Origin of the sequence: Flavobacterium sp. KACC 22758, assembly GCF_028736135.1 — a bacterium.
Taxonomy (GTDB): domain Bacteria; phylum Bacteroidota; class Bacteroidia; order Flavobacteriales; family Flavobacteriaceae; genus Flavobacterium; species Flavobacterium johnsoniae.
On sequence record NZ_CP117878.1, the window covers coordinates 2,826,460 to 2,846,314 of the forward strand.

Annotated in this window: 18 protein-coding genes; 9 read left to right on the plus strand and 9 right to left on the minus strand. The window is 32.0% G+C overall.

The annotated features are described in order from the left end of the window. The 6 genes from PQ462_RS12235 to PQ462_RS12260 all read left to right on the plus strand — a co-directional run bounded on the left by PQ462_RS12235 (window position 1) and on the right by PQ462_RS12260 (window position 6,409). Window positions 1-1,596 carry a M56 family metallopeptidase gene (locus PQ462_RS12235; RefSeq protein ID WP_274250088.1) on the plus strand — a complete coding sequence of 532 codons (1,596 nt, stop codon included), beginning with the start codon at window positions 1-3 and terminating at the stop codon, window positions 1,594-1,596. Window positions 1,597-1,623: 27 nt separating this feature from the next. Beyond that, window positions 1,624-1,992 carry a BlaI/MecI/CopY family transcriptional regulator gene (locus tag PQ462_RS12240; protein ID WP_073411215.1) on the plus strand — a complete coding sequence of 123 codons (369 nt, stop codon included), beginning with the start codon at window positions 1,624-1,626 and terminating at the stop codon, window positions 1,990-1,992. A gap of 5 nt (window positions 1,993-1,997) precedes the next feature. Beyond that, window positions 1,998-3,806 (plus strand): M56 family metallopeptidase, encoded by a 1,809-nt coding sequence (locus tag PQ462_RS12245; RefSeq protein WP_274250092.1) that lies wholly within the window; start codon window positions 1,998-2,000, stop codon window positions 3,804-3,806. A 22-nt stretch (window positions 3,807-3,828) separates the two neighbouring features. Further along, on the plus strand, window positions 3,829-5,280 hold the full coding sequence (locus PQ462_RS12250) for a serine hydrolase (protein WP_274250094.1): 1,452 nt from the start codon (window positions 3,829-3,831) through the stop codon (window positions 5,278-5,280). Between the two features lie 79 nt (window positions 5,281-5,359). Continuing rightward, entirely contained in the window at window positions 5,360-5,503 is a 144-nt protein-coding gene (locus PQ462_RS12255; RefSeq protein WP_012024828.1) for a hypothetical protein, read from the plus strand. 60 nt (window positions 5,504-5,563) lie between these two features. After that, window positions 5,564-6,409: an EamA family transporter gene (locus PQ462_RS12260; protein ID WP_274250098.1), complete on the plus strand. Its 846-nt coding sequence runs from the start codon at window positions 5,564-5,566 to the stop codon at window positions 6,407-6,409. 60 nt (window positions 6,410-6,469) lie between these two features. Here PQ462_RS12260 and PQ462_RS12265 read toward each other — a convergent pair whose 3' ends face one another. Continuing rightward, window positions 6,470-7,024, minus strand: coding sequence for a fasciclin domain-containing protein (locus tag PQ462_RS12265; protein WP_274250099.1), 555 nt, complete (start codon window positions 7,022-7,024; stop codon window positions 6,470-6,472). Between the two features lie 213 nt (window positions 7,025-7,237). Between PQ462_RS12265 and PQ462_RS12270 the strand changes: the two genes are divergently transcribed. Both PQ462_RS12270 and PQ462_RS12275 read left to right on the plus strand, forming a co-directional pair. Beyond that, complete coding sequence (locus tag PQ462_RS12270; protein WP_274250101.1) at window positions 7,238-7,762, plus strand: ExbD/TolR family protein; 525 nt, start codon at window positions 7,238-7,240, stop codon at window positions 7,760-7,762. Between the two features lie 35 nt (window positions 7,763-7,797). Next, the gene (locus tag PQ462_RS12275) at window positions 7,798-8,334 is read left to right on the plus strand and encodes an ExbD/TolR family protein (RefSeq protein ID WP_274250103.1); all 537 of its coding nucleotides are present in this window, start codon (window positions 7,798-7,800) and stop codon (window positions 8,332-8,334) included. A gap of 126 nt (window positions 8,335-8,460) precedes the next feature. On the opposite strand, the gene rpsA is transcribed toward PQ462_RS12275, so the two are convergent. The 8 genes from rpsA to PQ462_RS12315 form a co-directional block, all read right to left on the minus strand. Next, entirely contained in the window at window positions 8,461-10,236 is a 1,776-nt protein-coding gene (gene rpsA, locus PQ462_RS12280) for a 30S ribosomal protein S1 (RefSeq protein WP_274250105.1), read from the minus strand. A gap of 338 nt (window positions 10,237-10,574) precedes the next feature. After that, a complete protein-coding gene (locus tag PQ462_RS12285) occupies window positions 10,575-11,318 on the minus strand; it encodes a hypothetical protein (RefSeq protein ID WP_274250107.1) in 744 nt (247 codons plus the stop codon). 60 nt (window positions 11,319-11,378) lie between these two features. Continuing rightward, complete coding sequence (locus PQ462_RS12290) at window positions 11,379-12,044, minus strand: hypothetical protein (RefSeq protein ID WP_274250109.1); 666 nt, start codon at window positions 12,042-12,044, stop codon at window positions 11,379-11,381. 152 nt (window positions 12,045-12,196) lie between these two features. After that, on the minus strand, window positions 12,197-13,573 hold the full coding sequence (locus PQ462_RS12295; RefSeq protein ID WP_012024818.1) for a nucleoside permease: 1,377 nt from the start codon (window positions 13,571-13,573) through the stop codon (window positions 12,197-12,199). Between the two features lie 69 nt (window positions 13,574-13,642). Further along, a complete protein-coding gene (gene cmk, locus PQ462_RS12300) occupies window positions 13,643-14,335 on the minus strand; it encodes a (d)CMP kinase (RefSeq protein ID WP_149207192.1) in 693 nt (230 codons plus the stop codon). Window positions 14,336-14,549: 214 nt separating this feature from the next. Further along, window positions 14,550-15,569: a type IX secretion system protein PorQ gene (gene porQ, locus PQ462_RS12305; RefSeq protein WP_073411237.1), complete on the minus strand. Its 1,020-nt coding sequence runs from the start codon at window positions 15,567-15,569 to the stop codon at window positions 14,550-14,552. A gap of 146 nt (window positions 15,570-15,715) precedes the next feature. Continuing rightward, window positions 15,716-18,169 (minus strand): endopeptidase La, encoded by a 2,454-nt coding sequence (lon, locus tag PQ462_RS12310; RefSeq protein WP_121361164.1) that lies wholly within the window; start codon window positions 18,167-18,169, stop codon window positions 15,716-15,718. Window positions 18,170-18,387: 218 nt separating this feature from the next. Further along, complete coding sequence (locus PQ462_RS12315; RefSeq protein ID WP_274250120.1) at window positions 18,388-19,080, minus strand: hypothetical protein; 693 nt, start codon at window positions 19,078-19,080, stop codon at window positions 18,388-18,390. A 173-nt stretch (window positions 19,081-19,253) separates the two neighbouring features. Between PQ462_RS12315 and PQ462_RS12320 the strand changes: the two genes are divergently transcribed. Next, window positions 19,254-19,820: an RNA polymerase sigma factor gene (locus tag PQ462_RS12320; RefSeq protein WP_149207189.1), complete on the plus strand. Its 567-nt coding sequence runs from the start codon at window positions 19,254-19,256 to the stop codon at window positions 19,818-19,820. The last annotated feature ends 35 nt before the right edge of the window (window positions 19,821-19,855 follow it).

The window sequence follows — 19,855 nt, forward strand, 5'->3', positions numbered from 1 at the left end:
ATGGAAGCACTATTTATTTATATCGCAAAATCGGCAGGTTTAATTACTATGTTTTATTGTGCTTACTACTTTTTACTTCGAAAAGAGACATTTTTTAACAGCAATAGATGGTTTTTACTTTTTGGTTTAATTACCTCAGTAATATTACCACTTATTGTGTACACAAAAGTAGTATGGGTAAATCCTGCTTCTATATCTGATTTAACTTTTTCACAAACCAATTCAATTGAAACTGCGTCAAATACATCATTTACAATCAATTGGGTTTACTTGATTCTTTTTGCTTACAGCATTGGATTTATATCGCTTTTAATAAAGTTTGCCATTGATTTTTACAGTTTAAACTCGGTTTTAAAAGGAAAAAAGATTTACCAGCAGGCTGATTTTAAATTTATTGATACAAACGAAAATATTGCGCCTTTCTCCTATTTTGAATATATAGTGTACAACTCATCAATGTACACAGCATCAGAATTAGAAAATATTATTGAACACGAAAAAATACACAGCGATCAAAATCATACTGTAGATGTTTTGATTTCCAGAGCTTTTTGTATGCTTTTTTGGTTCAATCCCATAATATGGCTTTATAGAAAAGCAATTATTCAAAATCTGGAATTTATTGCAGACAAAGAAGCCGCTAAAAAATTAGAAGATAAAAAAGCGTATCAGTATACACTTTTAAAAATAACAACACATGAAAATTGTGTTGCCATTACCAATCATTTTTTTCAATCATTAATCAAAAAACGAATAGTTATGTTAAACAAAAATCAATCTAAAAAGAGAAATTCATGGAAGTACTATGCGGTAATTCCTGCCCTTGCAGCTTTTGTTTTATTATTTCAAATTGAAGTAATCGCAAAAGAAAAACAGCAGACTGTAAAGGAAGTATCTGGAGAAATTAAGTCTGTAGATGTTTACAAAATCAAGAAAAACTCAACAGATGCAAATTTGAATGAAATTAAGGAGAAACTGAAAAAACTCCACAATGTAGATTTTGAAGTTTCTGAAATAAAAAGAAATTCTAACAGTGATTTGACTTCTCTTAAAGTTAATATCAAAAACGGAAAACAGACAGCACAGTCAATTCAAACTGGAGAAAATAGTCCTATTAAAGATTTTGCAGTTATTGTAACTACCAATAAAGATGACAGCAAAAGCGTAGGCATTCAGACTTATGACGAAATAAAAAATTCTAAAACTGACGGCGAACCTAAAGTCGCAATAAGCAAAAAACTACAAACCAAAACAGAAACTAATGGAAGCAATAATTCTAATGTTAGTTCAAAAACTAACACTAATACTAACACAAATACTAGCACTACTGTAATAGTAAATTCTGATAATGACACCAAAGTAATTACTACTACAAAAGGTTCAACAGCTTCTTATTCAAACGGGACAAAAGTAAGCATCAATGAAACTGACAAACTTATTGTTGTTGATGGAAAAGAAATGCCAAGCGGTTTTGACTATAACGATATTAATTCAAAAGACATTAAATCTGTAAATGTTTACACTGGAACCAATGCAGTGGATAAATATGGAGAAAAAGGTGCCAATGGCGTAATCGAAATTGAAACCCGAAAATAAAAGTCTTTAACTTTTAACAACCAACAAATGCAAAAACTAACCAACAAAGAAGAAGAAATAATGCATATTTTATGGAAGCTCAAAAAAGCTTTTGTAAAAGAGATTCAGGCAGAAATTACCGAAGATCAGCCGCATTATAACACACTTTCGACAATTGTGCGTAATCTCGAAGAAAAAGGTTTTGTTTCGCATAATGCCTTCGGAAATACACATCAATATTATCCCATTGTAACCTTAGAGGCATACAGTAAAAAATATATGAATACTGCAATTGATAATTATTTCAATAGTTCGTATAAAAATATGGTTTCATTTTTTGCTAAAGAAGAAAAGATTTCGGCAGATGAATTGCGGGAAATTCTGGCTATGATCGAAAACCCTAAAGAAGAAAAATAATCATTATGGAAGCACTTTTTATTTTTATAGTTAAATCGAGCAGTTTAATCGCATTATTTTACTTTGCTTATTTCTTTCTGCTTCGAAAAGAAACTTTCTTTAATAGCAGCAGATGGTTTTTACTTGCCGGTTTAGTTACTTCAGTTGTACTGCCTTTAGTAGTTTATACAAAAGTTGTCTGGATTGATCCGGTTCCGGTTTCTGTTTCTTCGTATACAACTGCAGCGAATTTTCAATATGTTTCAAATTTTCATCCGCAAACTGCCGAAAAAGAATCTTTTGAAATAAACTGGAATCTGGTTTCTCTGGTAATTTACGGTATTGGATTTGCTGCATTTATGATAAAATTTGGGATCGATTTTTACAGCTTAAATTCTGTTTTAAAAGGCAGAAAAATAGAACAGCAAGCCGATTTCAAATTTGTAGATGTAAATGAAAACATTGCTCCTTTCTCCTATTTTGATTATATCGTGTACAACTCATCAATGTACAGCGAAAAAGAATTAGAAAGTATTTTGGAACATGAAAAAGTGCACAGCGATCAACATCATACTGTTGATGTAATAATTTCAAGAATCTTCTGTATTTTATTCTGGTTCAACCCAATAATCTGGTTGTACAAGAAAGCTATTCTTCAAAACTTAGAGTTCATCGCCGACAGTGAAGCCGCTAAAAAAATATCAGATAAAAAAGCATACCAATACACACTTTTAAAAATCACAACACATGAAACTTGTGTTGCAATCACCAATCATTTTTATCAATCATTAATCAAAAAACGAATTGTCATGTTAAACAAAAATCAATCAAAAAAATGGAATTACTGGAAATATTATGCTGTACTGCCTGTACTTGCATTATTTGTACTATCATTCCAAATTAAAACAATCGCACAAGAGAAAAAAGAACTTCGCGAAAAAGCGGCGCTGACTTCTAAAAACCAAGATCCAGAAGTTATAAAAATTACAAAATCAACTACAGATCAAGAGCTTAAAGATTTGACGGCAAAACTAAAAACCGATCACAACATTAATCTTGAAATTTCGAATATCAAACGAAATAAAAATAATGAGCTTACAAGTATTAAGATCAGAGTTGTAAAAGATAACGGTAAAGTACAGATTATCGAAATGAACAGTACAGAAGCCTTAAAAGACTGTTCTGTTGTAATTAATACAGATGAAAATGGATCAAAAAGCGTTAGTTTAGTTACTGCAGACCAAATTGAGCATCCTATCGTAATTAAAAGAGACGTTGCAATAAGAGATACTAATGATTCAGCTGACGAGAATGACGACGATGCTATTGCTCCTATAGCTCCTATCGCACCAGCGGCTCCAGCTTTTCCCGCAGGATTAATTCCGCCTTCTCCGGTAGATATGTCGAAAATGCCTAAAGCACCAATTGCTCCAAAAAACATTAATGATAAAGCTGCCTGGAGTAAATTTGAAAAAGATATGGCTGAATTTGATAAAAAAATGAAGGTTATTGAACCACAGCTTACTGCATACGGAGATCAAATTGAAGCTATTATGGCTGAAAGAGAAGCTATCTACGAAAAACAAATGGCTAAATATGAAGTTGCTATGCAAAAATTCAATTTTGACATGGAAAAATACAGCAGAGATGTAGAAATTAGATATGGTCTAGATTCTAAAGATTACGAAAAAAGCATGAAGCAGTATGAAAAAGACATGAAGCAATATGAATTGGACATGAAACAACATGAAAAAGATATGAAACAGCATGCCAAAGACATGAAACAACATGAGAAGGATATGAAGGAATGGGAAAAAGAAAACAGAAAATCTTAATTTTTACTTCTAAACTTCATAAATGAAAAAAATATTTAATGTTTTCTTGTTTCTGTTTGTTCTAAATTTCAGCTTCGGCCAGAACACAAATAACAAATTAACAGAACAAAAAATAGACAGTTACATAAAAGAAGTAATTGAAGTAAATGAAATTCCAGGTGTAGCACTCGCCGTAATAAAAAACGGAAAAGTCATTTATGAAAAGTATTTTGGAAAAGCTTCTCTGGAAGATAATAAAGCAGTGGATAAAAACACTGCTTTTAAAATTTTTTCTACAACCAAACTAATCACAAATGTTGGTGTATTTCAGCTTATAGACAAAGGAAAACTTTCTTTAGAAGATCCTATTTCAAAATATTTAGAAAATCTTCCTAAAGAATGGCAGGATATAAAAATTAAAAATCTACTGACGCATTCTTCGGGTCTGCCTGATTTCGTTAAGTTTAATGATATTTCTATTTCAATTCCATATTCTGAAAAACTTGCGGTTTTATCAAAAAAGCCAATGGAGTTTGCAACCGGAAATGAATATCGCTACAATCAGACTAACTATTTGTTTCTTGCTAAAATTATTGAAAAAATTACGGGACAGACTTTTGAAGATTATATCTTACAAAATCAATTTCCATCAATACAATCTGGTGTTTATTTTTCATCAAACTTTGGCGAAGCACATCCTAACAGCGCTTTTAGGTATGTTGACTATAATTTTGAAACGAAGAAATACACTAAGAGTACAACAAACAGCGGTTTTGATGCTCACTCATCTAATGGCCTGAATATTACATTGCAGAATTTTATAAAATGGAATAAAAATCTGGATAATGATATTTTTCTAAAAAAGGAAACCAAATATTCTATGTGGAAACCATTTTCATATGGTAATCAAACTGATCGTTTTGGGTACGGATGGGAAATTACACCTTTGAACAAAATTTTATCTTACGGATTCAGCGGCGGTAACGAAACAGCTTTTAGAAAGTTCGTCAATAATGATTTGACTATCATATTTTTATCTAACGGACATAAATATTCTAATTTATACATTCACAGCCAGGTGATTAATCATGTGGCTTCAATCGCAGATCCAAGTCTTACGGATGAATATTTATTAGCAGATGAAAAAATAACTCAGGATTTTTTAAAACTTGATATTGATAAATCAACTCAAAACTATTTCAATTTAAAAAAAATTCATCCTGAATGGGATTTTGAATTTCGCTTAAATGCTATTGGTTATACTTTAATGAATTACGGCAGAATTAATGATGCAATAAAAGTATTTGAAATAAATACAAAAGAAAATCCAAAATCAGGAAATGCATTTGACAGTCTGGCTGAAGGATTCTTTAACAACAATCAATTTGAAATTTCGAAAGAAAACTATAAAAAAGCATTAGAATTAAATCCAGACAATACTAACGCCAAAGAAATGCTGGATAAAATCAAAAAGATTACAGAAAAGAAATCGTAAAAGAGTTCTTCCTTAAACCCCAAAAAGACTTTGCCAGCTGCAAAGTCTTTTTTTATATCTTTGAAGAAACAAATCTGCTATGTATAAATTTTTAGCCAAATTAAATAAAATTCTGCTGCCTAGTTTTACCAAACAAGGACTGGACATTTCAAAAGCAAAGAAATGGCAGATGGCGATAATTGGTTATCGCGCCTTTGTTACCAAACGAGCTTTAGGCAATTAAATCAAATATATCTTTTTGTTTAACAGAAATGGGCTCATCTATATTTCTGTATTCCCTTTTATGAAAAATAAAGAAATTAAACTCCCTCCTGTTCCGGCCGTATTATTAGCTATTATTAGTGTGCAGTGCGGCGCTGCAATTGCTAAAACACTTTTTCCCGCAATTGGAGCAGCAGGAACTGCTTCTATACGTATTGGTGTTTCGGCGCTGATTTTATTACTGGCTTACAGACCTAATTTGAAAGCCATAACGCCTGATCAATGGAAAATTGTAATTCCGTACGGTTTGTCTTTAGGAGCAATGAATTTGATTTTTTATTTAGCTATCGAAAGAATTCCTATTGGCTTAGCCGTTACTTTAGAGTTCGTAGGTCCTTTGCTGCTAGCCATTGCAGGTTCAAAACGTTTAGTCGACTATTGCTGGGTTTTATTGGCAGCAATTGGTATTTTATTAATTGCACCCTGGACAAATGACCGCTTAGATCCTTTGGGAATTTTATGCGCACTTTTAGCCGGGGCATTTTGGGCAGCTTATATTGTTTTAGGCGGAAAAATTTCAAAAATAATGAACGATGGTCATGCAGTGTCAACCGGAATGTTGTTTGCTGCTATTTTAGTATTGCCTTTTGGTTTCATTGAAAACGGATTAGCCAATCTTACGCCAAAACTTTTCGGAATGGGTGTCGCATTGGCTCTTTTATCCAGTGCTATTCCGTTTACTTTAGAAATGAAAGCATTAGGACAGCTTCCTCCGCGTACTTTTAGTATTTTAATGAGTTTAGAACCAGCAGCAGCATCTATATGTGCTTTTATTTTCCTGCAGGAAAGTCTTAGTTTTTATGAAATTTTAGCTGTTGTTTGTGTTGTAACTGCTTCTGCCGGAAGTACTTTAACAGCCAAAAAATAAAAAAGTCCTGCTTTATAAGCAGGACTTTTTCAATATAGGTATTCTGTTTTGGAGATCTTATTATTTTTTTGGTAATAATACTGCATCAACTACATGAATAACACCATTTGACTGATTCACATCTGCAATTGTTACTTTAGATTTATTACCATTTTCATCTGTAATATATAAATCTTTTCCTTTCATCCACGCTGTAAGAGTACCGCCGCTAACCGTTTTTAGAGTTGCTTTTCCTTTTCCTTCTTTTATTGCTTTTGCAATATCAGATGCGTTCATTTTTCCTGCAACAACATGATAGGTCAAGATAGTTTGAAGTGTTTTTTTGTTTTCAGGTTTTAATAATGATTCTACAGTTCCTTTTGGTAATTTATCAAAAGCAGCATTAGTTGGAGCAAAAACAGTGAATGGCCCAGCACCTTGAAGTGTTTCTACTAACCCGGCAGCTTTTACAGCAGCAACAAGTGTTGTGTGGTCTTTAGAATTAACCGCATTTTCAATTATATTTTTATTTGGGTACATAGCTGCTCCACCAACCATTACTGATTTTTGAGCATTTGATGTAAATGCAAATCCTAAAGCTAAAACTGCCGCTGCTAAAAATTTTCTAGTTTTCATAATAAATGTTTTTAAGTTATAAGCTCATTTACGGGGATAAAGTTGTTTTGGTTTTATTAAATTTTCAAAAAAGTTTAATAAATATTAAAAGATCATCAAATAACACTGTAAAACAAAGACTTAACTCTCAAATTATTTTTTAATTATTTTTAAATTTGATCATGTCGATATGTTAAATTTATTTTTAACTTTAGTAAATAAATTCATTATTTTATGAAAAATCTACCTAAAAAAATAAGAAGCAAAAAATTAAGTTCAAGAGTTGATTTAACCGCAATGGTCAGCGTTTCTTTTTTGCTGATTATATTTTTTATGGTTGTTGGGGAATTGTCTAAATATAAGGCTATGGATTTGGGTTTACCAGACAAGGATTGTGACGATTGTCATCCTGGCTGTATTGATGCAACAAGACTTTATACAATTTTATTAGATAAAAATGACAAGATAATTACATATTCAGGTCTATTAGAATATCCTACTCATTTAACAAAAGAAATTGAGTTTGGAAAAAACGGTATTCAAAAAGAAGTTTTTCTTAAGAAAAAAGAAATACAGAACTATATGGCTGCGATGGGAAAATACAAAAGTGGTGTCATTGTAATTATAAAACCCAGCAAAAATTCAAACTATGGCAATTTAGTTGATATTTTGGATGAAATGAAAATTGCCAATATAGACACTTATGCTATCGTAAATGATTTTACTCCAGAAGAAGAAAAATTATTAGCTTCAAATTAAAAACAGAATAAGTGCAAACTTAAATTACTGCCGTTATGAAAAATCTACCACAAAAAGTCAGAAGTAAAAAATTAAGTTCTAGAGTTGATTTAACCGCAATGGTCAGCGTTTCATTTATGCTGATTATATTTTTTATGGTTATTGGAGAATTGAGAAAACCAAAGGTTATGGATTTAAGCTTACCGGATTATAATGCATACACTTGTGGATGGCGTGGCGGCTGTCATATGGGCATCGACAATCGCGTAATTACAATTATACTTGATGATAATAATAAAATAATAACCTATTCTGGATTATTTGGTTATTCAGAATATCTTCCAAAAACAATCGAATTTGGAAAAAATGGAATACGTAAAGAATTAGAAAAAAGAAGAAAAAACATTATTGAATACTCTGCTTCAGTAGGAAAACCTAAAAATGGACCTATCGTGATTATAAAGCCAAGTAAAAAGTCTAATTTTAAAAATTTAGTAGATATTTTAGATGAAATGGCTATTACAAAAATAGACACTTATGCTATCGTAAATGATTTTACTCCAGAAGAAGAAAAACTATTAGCTTCAAAATAGAAAAAAATCATTTTCAAAAGGATTCTCGACTCCGCTAGAACTGACAAACGGAACAAACTTGAAACCTAAAATACAAAAAAAGTCCCACATTGCTGTGGGACTTTCTATTTATAAAAAATCTAAGAATTATTTTTTCTCAGTTTTTTCCATTTTAGCTTTTAAAGCAGCTAATACATCATTGTTGTCACCTAAAGTCGCAGCTGGCGCGTTTGTAGATGCAGATGTAGTAGTTTCAGCAGCAGCTTTCACGTTTTTCTCTTCTTCTTCTCTGAAGATAGCAGTGTGAGAAGCAACTACTCTTTTGAATTCTTTGTTGAATTCAATTACTTTGAAATCAGCTGTATCACCTTTTTTCAATTTCTTTCCGTCTTCTTTTTCAAGGTGACGAGTAGGAATGAAAGCAACGATATCATCTCCGAATTCTACAGTAGCTCCTTTGTCAACGATTTCAGAAATCTCACCGTTGTGGATAGTTCCTACAGCGAAAGAATCTTCGTACTGATCCCAAGGATTAGCAGTAGTTTGTTTGTGACCTAAAGATAATTTACGTCCTTCAACATCTAACTCTAATACAACAACATCAAGTTTTTCACCAACGTTTACAAACTCAGATGGGTGTTTAATTTTCTTAGTCCAAGATAAGTCAGAGATGTAGATTAATCCATCAATTCCTTCTTCTAATTCTACGAAAATACCAAAGTTTGTGAAGTTTCTAACGATACCTGTATGTTTAGAACCTACTGGGTATTTAGAAGTAATGTCAGTCCATGGATCTTGAGTCAATTGTTTGATACCTAATGACATCTTACGATCTTCTCTGTCTAGAGTTAAGATAACTGCTTCAACAACATCTCCAACTTTCACGAAGTCCTGAGCAGAACGTAAGTGAGTTGACCATGACATTTCAGAAACGTGGATTAAACCTTCAACACCTTCAGCAACTTCGATAAATGCACCGTAATCAGCGATTACAACTACTTTACCTTTAACTTTATCACCAACAGTTAAGTTAGCATCTAAAGCATCCCATGGGTGAGCGTTTAATTGTTTCAATCCTAATTGAATTCTTGTTTTCTCATCATCGAAATCAAGGATTACAACGTTTAATTTTTGGTCTAATTCAAGAACTTCACTTGGGTGGTTAATTCTGCTCCAAGAAAGGTCAGTAATGTGAATTAATCCGTCAACACCACCTAAGTCAATGAACACACCATAAGAAGTAATGTTTTTAACAACACCTTCTAATACTTGTCCTTTTTGTAATTGACCGATGATCTCTTTTTTCTGTACTTCAATATCAGCCTCGATAAGCGCTTTATGAGATACAACTACGTTTTTGAATTCGTGGTTGATTTTTACCACTTTGAATTCCATCATTTTGTTTACATATACATCGTAGTCTCTAATTGGCTTAACGTCAATTTGAGATCCTGGTAAGAACGCCTCGATACCGAATACGTCAACGATCATACCTCCTTTAGTTCTACATTTAACAAAACCGTTAACGATTTCTCCAGTTTCATTAGCTGCAATAACTCTATCCCAAGATTTGATAGTACGTGCTTTTCTGTGAGATAATACTAATTGACCTGTTTTATCCTCACGGATGTCGATTAATACTTCTACTTTGTCACCTACTTTTAAGTTTGGGTTGTAACGGAATTCGTTTAAAGAAATAACACCTTCAGATTTAGCATTGATATCAACGATAACGTCTCTATCTGTAATTCTAACAACAACTCCTTCAACTACTTCTTCTTGATCTGTAGCGATGAAAGTTTTTGATACTAGTTCTTCAAACTCTTGTAAGTTTTTCTCATCTACTGCATCAATTCCTTCTTGGAAGTTATGCCAGTTAAAATTTGCTAAAAACTCTTCTTGTGATTTTAATTGTTCAGACATGCTGATAAAAAATTTGTATTCTGCTTTTCTCGAGTTTCTCCATGCGATAGAAAATACAGAAGTTGTTTTACATAAATGGTTGATACCTAAAGGAAACTCTTCTCTGCCAAAAGGTCTGCAAAATTACTACAAATATTTGGACTTACAAAATAAATTCAGATTGATTATCAATCATTTGTTTAAGAAGCAGAATGTTTTGTCTCTTTAATAACGTTTAGTCCCGCTTTCACTCCTATCTTTTATGGTGAACCCTACCATAAAAGGATATCCGCTCTATCGGGGCTAGATTAAATCCTTTTGTCTTTCATAACTACTACAGAGGGCCTCATGTATTAATATTAAAAGAAAACAAAAAGCATTACAAACACTGTAATTATAATAACAAGTGCCGTTATAAAAAGAGCTGAATTAATATCTTCTTTTCTTTTTTCATATTCTACGGCAAAAGTATCAGGATTTATATAATACACACTAAAAGCTTTAGGATGAATTCTTAAGTCGGGTCTAAAGTGCGATAATCCTAACAACAAACCTCTTACTAATTCAAGTTTGTTTGAATAAAGCATACTAAAAATATGATTCCCGGAAAATGTTTCTTTGTGAGCTTCTATATTTCCGTTTTCCGAAACGAACCAGAAAAACGCTTCGTGACTATATTTGCCGCTTCCTACCATTTTTGCAAAAACATCATATTGTAAAAGATCTGAATCAGATGAGGAATTTATTCCTGTTATTTTTCCTCTAAAATTGTCGCTCTTTTCAAAACTATTCCATGATATTGTATTTTCAATTTTATGATTAAATCTATTTACATAATGAATACCGCGATTATCAATAATCGTAGTGGTATGCTTCATCGTTTTTCTTAAGTAAATGACTTGAAGAATTATTGGAAGAATCAATAAAATGCATATGTAAATCATATTTTGTTCAAAAGGCAGAAAAAACAAAATAAAAAAGAAAACCCCTAAAACCAATAGAAAAGAAATCAACATTAGAAAACCTAAACCATAATTTTTGATTTTAGACGGACTAGAAGTTACTGAATGAAATGGAGGAAGATTTTTTGTTTGGCTGTTCATAGTCATTAAAAAAACACTAAAATATTGAAAAAATTGTAATCCTAAAAAACTGTTTACTGTTTAGAAAACCAAAAAATATATAATTGTAAAAATCAAGGCGCAAACTAATCCTGCTATAATTCCAATTTTTCTGCGTTGATTATAATCAATTGTATAACTTTCCATATCAATATAATGATTACTAAAAATTTCCGGATTTACAGTAATATCTGGTCTGTAATGCGCCAATCCAAGTAAAAAAGTTCTAATCAATTCTAATCGATTAGCATAGAGCATTGCAAAAAAATGTTTACCTAAAAACATTTCACTATGAACTTCTATTTTATTATTTATTAAAACCGGCCAGAAAAACTGGTCAAAAAAAGATTTTGATTGTCGAATATAAGAAACATCAAATTTTGGAGGTTCTAATATATAGGTGACTTTTTCTCTTTTTGCAAAATTACTCCAGCGAATTTCTTTTCTAACTTTGTTATTGAATGCATTCAAATAGCGAATTCCTTTTTCGTCAATTATAATTGATGTATACATCTTTTTTCTAGAATATATCATCAATCCTATTATCGCTAGAATAATTAGAGAAAAGACACAGAATAAGGCCAAAGTTCCTTTTTCATCCAGTCCGGTTTCTTCACGAGAATTTATTGATAAAAAAACGATTCCTCCTAAAAAGAAAAGCGCAAAGAATACCCAAAACAAACCAAAAACTGCATTTAAAAAAAACATTGGTTTTGAATTAACAGGCCTAAAAGGCGGAAGTATTTTTTTTTGCTGATACTGCATATTAAAAATTAAGAATATTATTTCAAATATACACATAAAGAAAAAAATCCCGTTTTCAATAAATCGAAAACGGGATTTTTTATAGGTCTAAAATATTAATGACTTAAATTTTCTATCTCTTTTGGGTCATGTTTGTGCTTAAACAAAACAGCAAAAGCAATTGCAATTACTAAAGCATAAATTGCAAACGAAAGCCAGATTGTATGCCAGTCTTTCATTAAAACCGGGTTTGAAAAAGCACCATCAGCAGAAATTGAATTTCCCTGACTTTTTACAAATTCAGCCATTTTTTGGTTAGAAGCATCTGTTTGTAAAAAACCTGCCAATTCTACGGTAGTATTAAACGATTTTGTAAAGAATCGATCGATTGCCCATCCAGAAGTCAAACTTCCTAAAACTGCTCCTACTCCATTGGTCATCATCATAAATAAACCTTGTGCAGAAGAACGAATTTTAGAATCTGTATTACTTTCTACGAATAATGAACCCGAAATATTAAAGAAATCAAATGCCATTCCGTATACAATACAAGAAAGAATAATCATCCATAAACCATTTACAGGATCTCCAAAAGCAAATAATCCGAAACGTAAAACCCAAGCCAGCATACTGATAAGCATAACTTGTTTGATTCCAAAACGTCTTAAGAAAAATGGAATCGCCAAAATAAATAACGTTTCAGAGACTTGTGAAATCGACATAATAATAGTCGAATATTGAATTACGAAAGAATCTGCATATTTTGGAAAATGTTTAAATTCATCTAAAAATACATCACCATAAGCATTTGTTAATTGTAAAGCTCCTCCTAAAAACATAGAGAAAACAAAAAACAAAGCCATTTTGTAGTTCGCAAATAATTTAAACGATTCTAAACCAAAAGTTTCTATCCACGAAGCATTTTCTTTTATCAAACGCTGCGGCTCACATTTTGGTAATGTAAAAGCGTAAATTCCTAAAATTAAAGCACCAACTCCAGCTATATAAAACTGATATTCAGTTGCTTTACTACCGCTTAGATTCGTAATCCACATTGCTACAATAAAACCAATAGTTCCCCAAACACGAATTGGCGGAAAATCTTTTACGATATTTTTATTGTTTAATTTTAGCGAAGTGTATGAAATAGAGTTACTTAAAGCAATTGTAGGCATATAGCAGCACATTGCCAAAAGCATTACAAGAATAAAATTATCAGGAGTTACAACTTGTGCAATTCCAAATAAAACTGCTGCGTAAACGATATGTAAAATTCCATATAATTTTTCAGCGTTAACCCATCTGTCGGCAATAATTCCGGTTAATGTAGGCATGAATAAAGAAGCAATTCCCATGGTTCCAAATACTAAACCAAATTGTGTTCCTTCCCAATTTTTGGTTCCAAACCAATAATTTCCAATTGTGATAAGCCAGGCTCCCCAAACAAAAAATTGAAGAAAGCTCATAAAGATTAACCTGTTTTTAATTCCCATATAATGAAATTGTCTTTTTAGTAAAAATGAAGTCGTAAAACTACCATTAAAAATAATATCTACAAAAAATTAATCTATTTTAACAACATCGTTTACTAATTCTAAAACTGCAGCAAATTGCTCTTCTTTATTTAAGTAAGAATTATCAATCTCAATAGCATCATCAGCAATTACCAAAGGAGAATCTTCGCGGTGCGTATCGATGTAATCTCTTTCTACTACATTTTTTAAAACATCTTCATAAGAAACATTATCGCCTTTTTGCTGTAATTCATCAAAGCGTCTTTGAGCTCGGGTTTCTGCACTGGCAGTCATAAAAATTTTAAGTTCGGCATTAGGAAAAACTACGGTTCCAATATCACGGCCGTCCATAACAATTGCTTTATTGGTTCCCATTTCCTGTTGCTGTTCAACTAATTTTGAACGAACTTGAGAAACTTCGGCAACTTTGCTTACAAAATTCGAAACTTCAATAGTTCTAATTTGTTTTTCAACATTCTCGCCGTTTAAGTACATTTCTGCAAAACCTAAATCACTATTAAATTTAAACTCTAATTGAATTTTTGGCAAGGCTTCTATCAAGGCTTCTTTATTAAAAAAATCTGCTCCAATAAACTTATTCTGCATGGCAAAATAAGCCACTGCACGATACATAGCTCCAGTATCTACATACACATATTCCAGTTCTTTTGCCAGCTGTTTCGCTAATGTACTTTTTCCGGTAGATGAAAAACCGTCAATAGCAATGGTAATTTTTTTCAATTGTTTATTTTTAAATTTTTATTCTTAATTCATTCTTTTTTGCGGAAACAAAATAAAACTATTGCAAATGTAGCCATCTTTCTTTTTAAATCGAATACTCAATAATATTAAACTTTTTCTTATACAGAACTGCTCAAAAATGCATTCATTAAAAAATCCTTTTACAGCCGTATTATACGATCACAAAAGGATATATTATTATTGAAAAGTGTTGTTATTGAAGGTTTAAAACCAACCCAAAAAGACTTGTATTTGCTGCTAATGTATATCTTGAATACGAATAGTTAAATTTTAACTTATTCATTCGTAAACCAAACCCTAGTGAAACTCCTGAAAAATTACGCTGTTCTTCAACACGTAATTCTTCTCCTCTTCTAAAATTATATCCTAAACGCACATTAAAAGCTCTTTGCGGAAAAAGCTCGACACCAAATACAACATGTCTCAAAGCATTATTTACAAATGAAACTTTTTCAGCATTTGTTGTTCCGTCTATATTGGTCTCGCCGCGCACAGGATTTGAAAAAGCGATATTCCATTGCTGTAAATTCTCTAAAGTAAGATGCCAGCGAAGAGGAATATGTTCTAATTCCTGAGAAATTCCGGCAGTAATTTCAAAAGGCAGATTTTCTTTTATTCCAGAATAGGTTTTAAATTGTGTGCCTATATTTCTAAATACAAGCGCATAATTTATATCGTTTCTTTCGTCTATATATAAAAATCCTAAATCTAAGGCGCCGCCAATCGAATTATAACTTTCCAGAGTAGAGGTTATCAATTTACCATTTACACCTATATGCAGATCTGTAAAAGGAACATTATAAGCATAACCAACTGATAATGCACCTTCACTTCCTGTAAAATCAGATGTTCTTTGACCGTTTTCATCATAACCTTCAAAAGATCCGTAATTAATATAATTCACTCCTGCATAAAAAGTCTGCAAGTGACGATCGTAAGTATAAGCATAAGAACCCGTTCCGTAAGAAGCTTCGCCGTAATAATTTCCATAATTTAACGCCAAATGATTGTCCATATCTGCGTTTAAGGCCGCTGGATTTGACATAGCCTGATTGACATCTTCATCATAAATGGTAATTATTTTACCGCCCAGTGCGGCCTGACGAGGATTGGTTGTCAGGTTAAGAAATTGATAAGTGTAACGCCCTCCAATCTGCCCGAAAGAAACCGAACATATTAGTATCATTAAAAATAAAACATAGTGTTTTAACATTCGTTTTGGGCGTTCCTATATATGGAAATAACGCAGATGCAAATATAAAATTATATACCTCAAAAAATGAGATACAATAAAAAAAATCCAAACTCCAATACAACAACTGGAATTTGGATTTTTATAGTTTTAAAATTAACAGAAGTTTATTTTAATGTCTTAGCGTTTTTTACATTTTGGTCTGTCAAAGCTATTGTTAAAACTTCGCTCATTTCTTTTACATAATGAAAAGTAAGACCTTCTAAGTATTCTTCTTTAATTTCATCTATGTCGCTTTTATTTTCGTGACAAAGAATAATTTCTTTAATACCTGCTCTTTTCGCTGCAAGAATTTTTTCTTTAATTCCGCCAACAGGCAAAACTTTTCCGCGTAACGTAATTTCTCCTGTCATAGCAAGGCTTTTCTTTACTTTCTTTTGTGTTAATAATGACACTAAAGAAGTAAGCATTGCAATACCGGCACTTGGTCCGTCTTTTGGAGTTGCTCCTTCCGGAACATGCAGGTGAATATTGTATTTTTGAAACAATTCTATTGCCAGCCCAAGTTTTTTAGCATTTGCTTTAATATACTCAAGAGCAATTGTAGCCGATTCTTTCATTACATTTCCAAGGTTTCCGGTAATAGTCAACGCTCCTTTTCCTTCAGAAATTAATGATTCAATAAATAAAATATCTCCGCCTACACTCGTCCATGCTAAACCAGTTACAACACCGGCAACATCGTTATTTTCGTATTTATCGCGCTCTAATCTCGGTACACCTAATACTTTTACGATATCTTCGTCAGTAACTTTTTTATTGTACTCCTCTTCCATCGCTACTGCTTTTGCAGCATTACGAATTACCTGAGCAATTTTTGTTTCTAAATTACGTACTCCAGATTCTCTTGTATAACCTTCAACGATTTTTTCTAATTGTTTTTTACCAATAGTTAAATCTTTAGAAGTTAAACCATGAGCTTCTAATTGTTTTGGAAAAAGGTGTCTTTTTGCAATTTCTACTTTTTCTTCAATTGTATAACCTGACATTTTGATGACTTCCATTCTGTCACGTAATGCCGGCTGAATTGCTGCCATATTATTTGAAGTCGCAATAAACATTACTTTAGATAAATCGTATCCCATTTCAAGGAAATTATCATAAAAAGCATTGTTTTGCTCCGGATCTAAAACTTCTAACAAAGCAGATGAAGGATCGCCGCTGTTCCCGCTTGATAATTTATCAATCTCATCCAGAATAAATACCGGGTTTGATGTTCCTGCTTTTTTCAGACTTTGTATAATTCGTCCGGGCATTGCGCCAATGTAGGTTTTTCTATGACCGCGAATTTCTGCTTCGTCACGCAAACCACCTAACGAAATACGAACATATTCACGTCCTAAAGCTTCTGCTACAGAACGGCCAATAGACGTTTTACCAACTCCTGGAGGCCCTGTTAAACATATAATTGGCGATTTCATATCATTTCGCAATTTTAAAACTGCCAAATGTTCAATCATTCTTTTCTTTACTTCGTCAAGTCCAAAGTGATCTTTATCTAAAACCTTTTGAGCATGTTTTAAATCGAATTTATCTTTTGAGTATTCTCCCCAAGGCAATTCTAAAAACAACTCTAAATAGTTGCGCTGAATTCCAAAATCTGGCGACTGCGGATTCATACGGCGCATTTTAGATAATTCTTTTTCGAAATGTTTCTGCGTTTTTTCGTCCCATTTTTTGGTTTTCGCTTTCTGCCCCATTTCGTCCATTTCTTCTTCCTGCGAAACGCCTCCCAATTCTTCCTGAATGGTTTTCATTTGCTGATGAAGGAAATATTCTCTTTGCTGCTGATCTAAATCAAAACGAACTTTTGACTGAATGTCATTCTTCAATTCTAATTTTTGAAGTTCAACATTCATGTAACGCAATGTTTCTAAAGCACGTTCTTTTAAACCATTTATCGATAAAAGACCTTGTTTTTCTTTTACAGATAAATTCATGTTTGAAGAAACAAAATTGATTAAAAACGACTGGCTTTCAATGTTTTTAATTGCAAATGTTGCTTCAGACGGAATGTTTGGACTTTCTTTAATAATCTGGATTGCAAGTTCTTTTACAGAATCTAAAATTGCTGTAAACTCGCTGTCATTTTCATCCGGACGTTCTTCTGATACTTCTTTAATAGAAGCTGTCATATATGGTTCTTCAGAAACTACTTCGTCTATTTCAAAGCGTTTTTTACCTTGTAAAATAACGGTTACGTTTCCGTCAGGCATTTTTAAAACACGCAAAATGCGTGCTACTGTACCTATTTTGTGAATATCATCTTTTGACGGATCTTCGTCTTCTTCATTAATCTGAGAAACTACACCAATAATTTTTCCGCCCGCGTTGGCATCATTAATTAATTTTATCGATTTATCTCTTCCTGCAGAAATTGGAATTACAACTCCCGGAAATAAAACAGTATTTCTTAAAGGCAAAATTGGCAGAGAAACAGGAAGTTCTTCATTATTCATTTCCTCTTCGTCCTCTGGAGTTAATAATGGAATTAATTCTGCTTCTGAATCGAATTCTTGAAGTGACAGATTGTCAATAGTGAGTATTTTATGATTTGACATAATAATATATAAGTCGTTTTGTCATTAAAAGTTTAAAACTAACTGTAAATAAATTATCAAAAGCCTTAATTTCTATCAGGCATTGTATTTACAGGTTAGGTCGTAAAAATAGACAATCATTATGCCAAATCCAAAAATCGGCAGTTTTGAATTGTTTTAATAGTATAAAAAAAGCCGAAAGTTAATTTCGGCTTTTAAAATCTTTATTTTAAATATTCTTAATTTATTTTGTAAGAAGCTAGTTCTGAAGCTGAATCATTATAATTAAACTTAATAACCCCTACACCTTTAGCAATCCAATATTCTGCTTCGGTAGAACCGGCACTCTGTCCTTCTAATGATGTTTCAAGTTTTAGTTTAAACCTAATAACATCTTTATGAGTAACATTTTTTACAACAGTAGTTATTCCTTTTTCTAAAATTGTACCTGTGTATTTTGTTGTTGTTTTAATAGTTCCAAAGCCAGTATATGTGGTTTCTTGCGTATAAGTTCCTGTCCATGTTTTATTTACATCTAAATAATCCTTAAAGAAAATAAATTCATACCCGCTTATTTTTCCAGAAAAACCATTTGCACTAACATTAATATCATCTAGTTTTATAAAGTAATCTCCCTGCACTTTTTTAATCGATGCTGATGCTGAACCTGCAACTTCACTAGAAGACGACACAAATAATTTGTCGAATTTAAAATAAGTATCGTTGTTTACTTTTTGTGAGCTGACAATTTTCATTGAGGTTTCGGTTCCATTTTGGCTGAAAACCCATTGATTACCAACTGCTGCCGGCCAATAATCTCCTTGAGAATTTTCTGGTGCCGTATCATCGCTTCCAGAATCACTTGAACATGATGTAAATAAAGTTGTTGACACAAATAATGTCATTAACATTAGGCTTTTTAGTTTTTTCATGGTTTTAGATTTGTTAATGGTATATTGTAGGTAAATTTCTAACCAAAAGTAAACCGATCATTTTGTTTTTCCTTACGGCTTGACGTAAAAGCAGAAAAAAAATAAAAAAAGTTTATTCAAACTGTAACATCTTAAAAAAAGTAAAGTCATTATAATAAACCAGCAAAAATTACTTGAGTATAACTAATCAAAATATCGAAGAATTAATCGCGCTTTGTAAAAGCAAGAATCAAAAGGCTCAATTCGAAATTTACAATCGTTATTGTAAGGCTATGTATAACGTAGCTTACAGGATTGTAAAAGACGAGCATTTTGCACAAGACGTCATGCAGGAAGGTTTTTTGAAAGCTTTTACAAAAATTAACGATTATAAACAGGAAGTCGCTTTTGGAGCATGGCTTAAAAGAATCATTATTAATTCTAGTATTGATTTTTATAAAAAGAACAACGCTTTTCAGATGGAAGACATAAACAAAACGCTTTATAAAATTGAAGAAAGCGATTCTATTTTATCTGAAAGCATCGATTTGAATTCTCTTAAAGTGAAACAAGTTTTAGATACTATTTCAGGTTTAAAGGATAATTACAGAATGGTTTTAAACCTTTTTTACATAGAAGGCTACGATCAGGAAGAAATTTGCGAAATATTAAATATTAGTTATGCTAACTGCAGAACAACTATAAGCCGTGCTAAAGAAAGTTTACGAAAAAAATTAGAAGATATTGAAATCATTACTTAAAAGCAGATTAATTACCTGCCAATAAAAAAGATAAC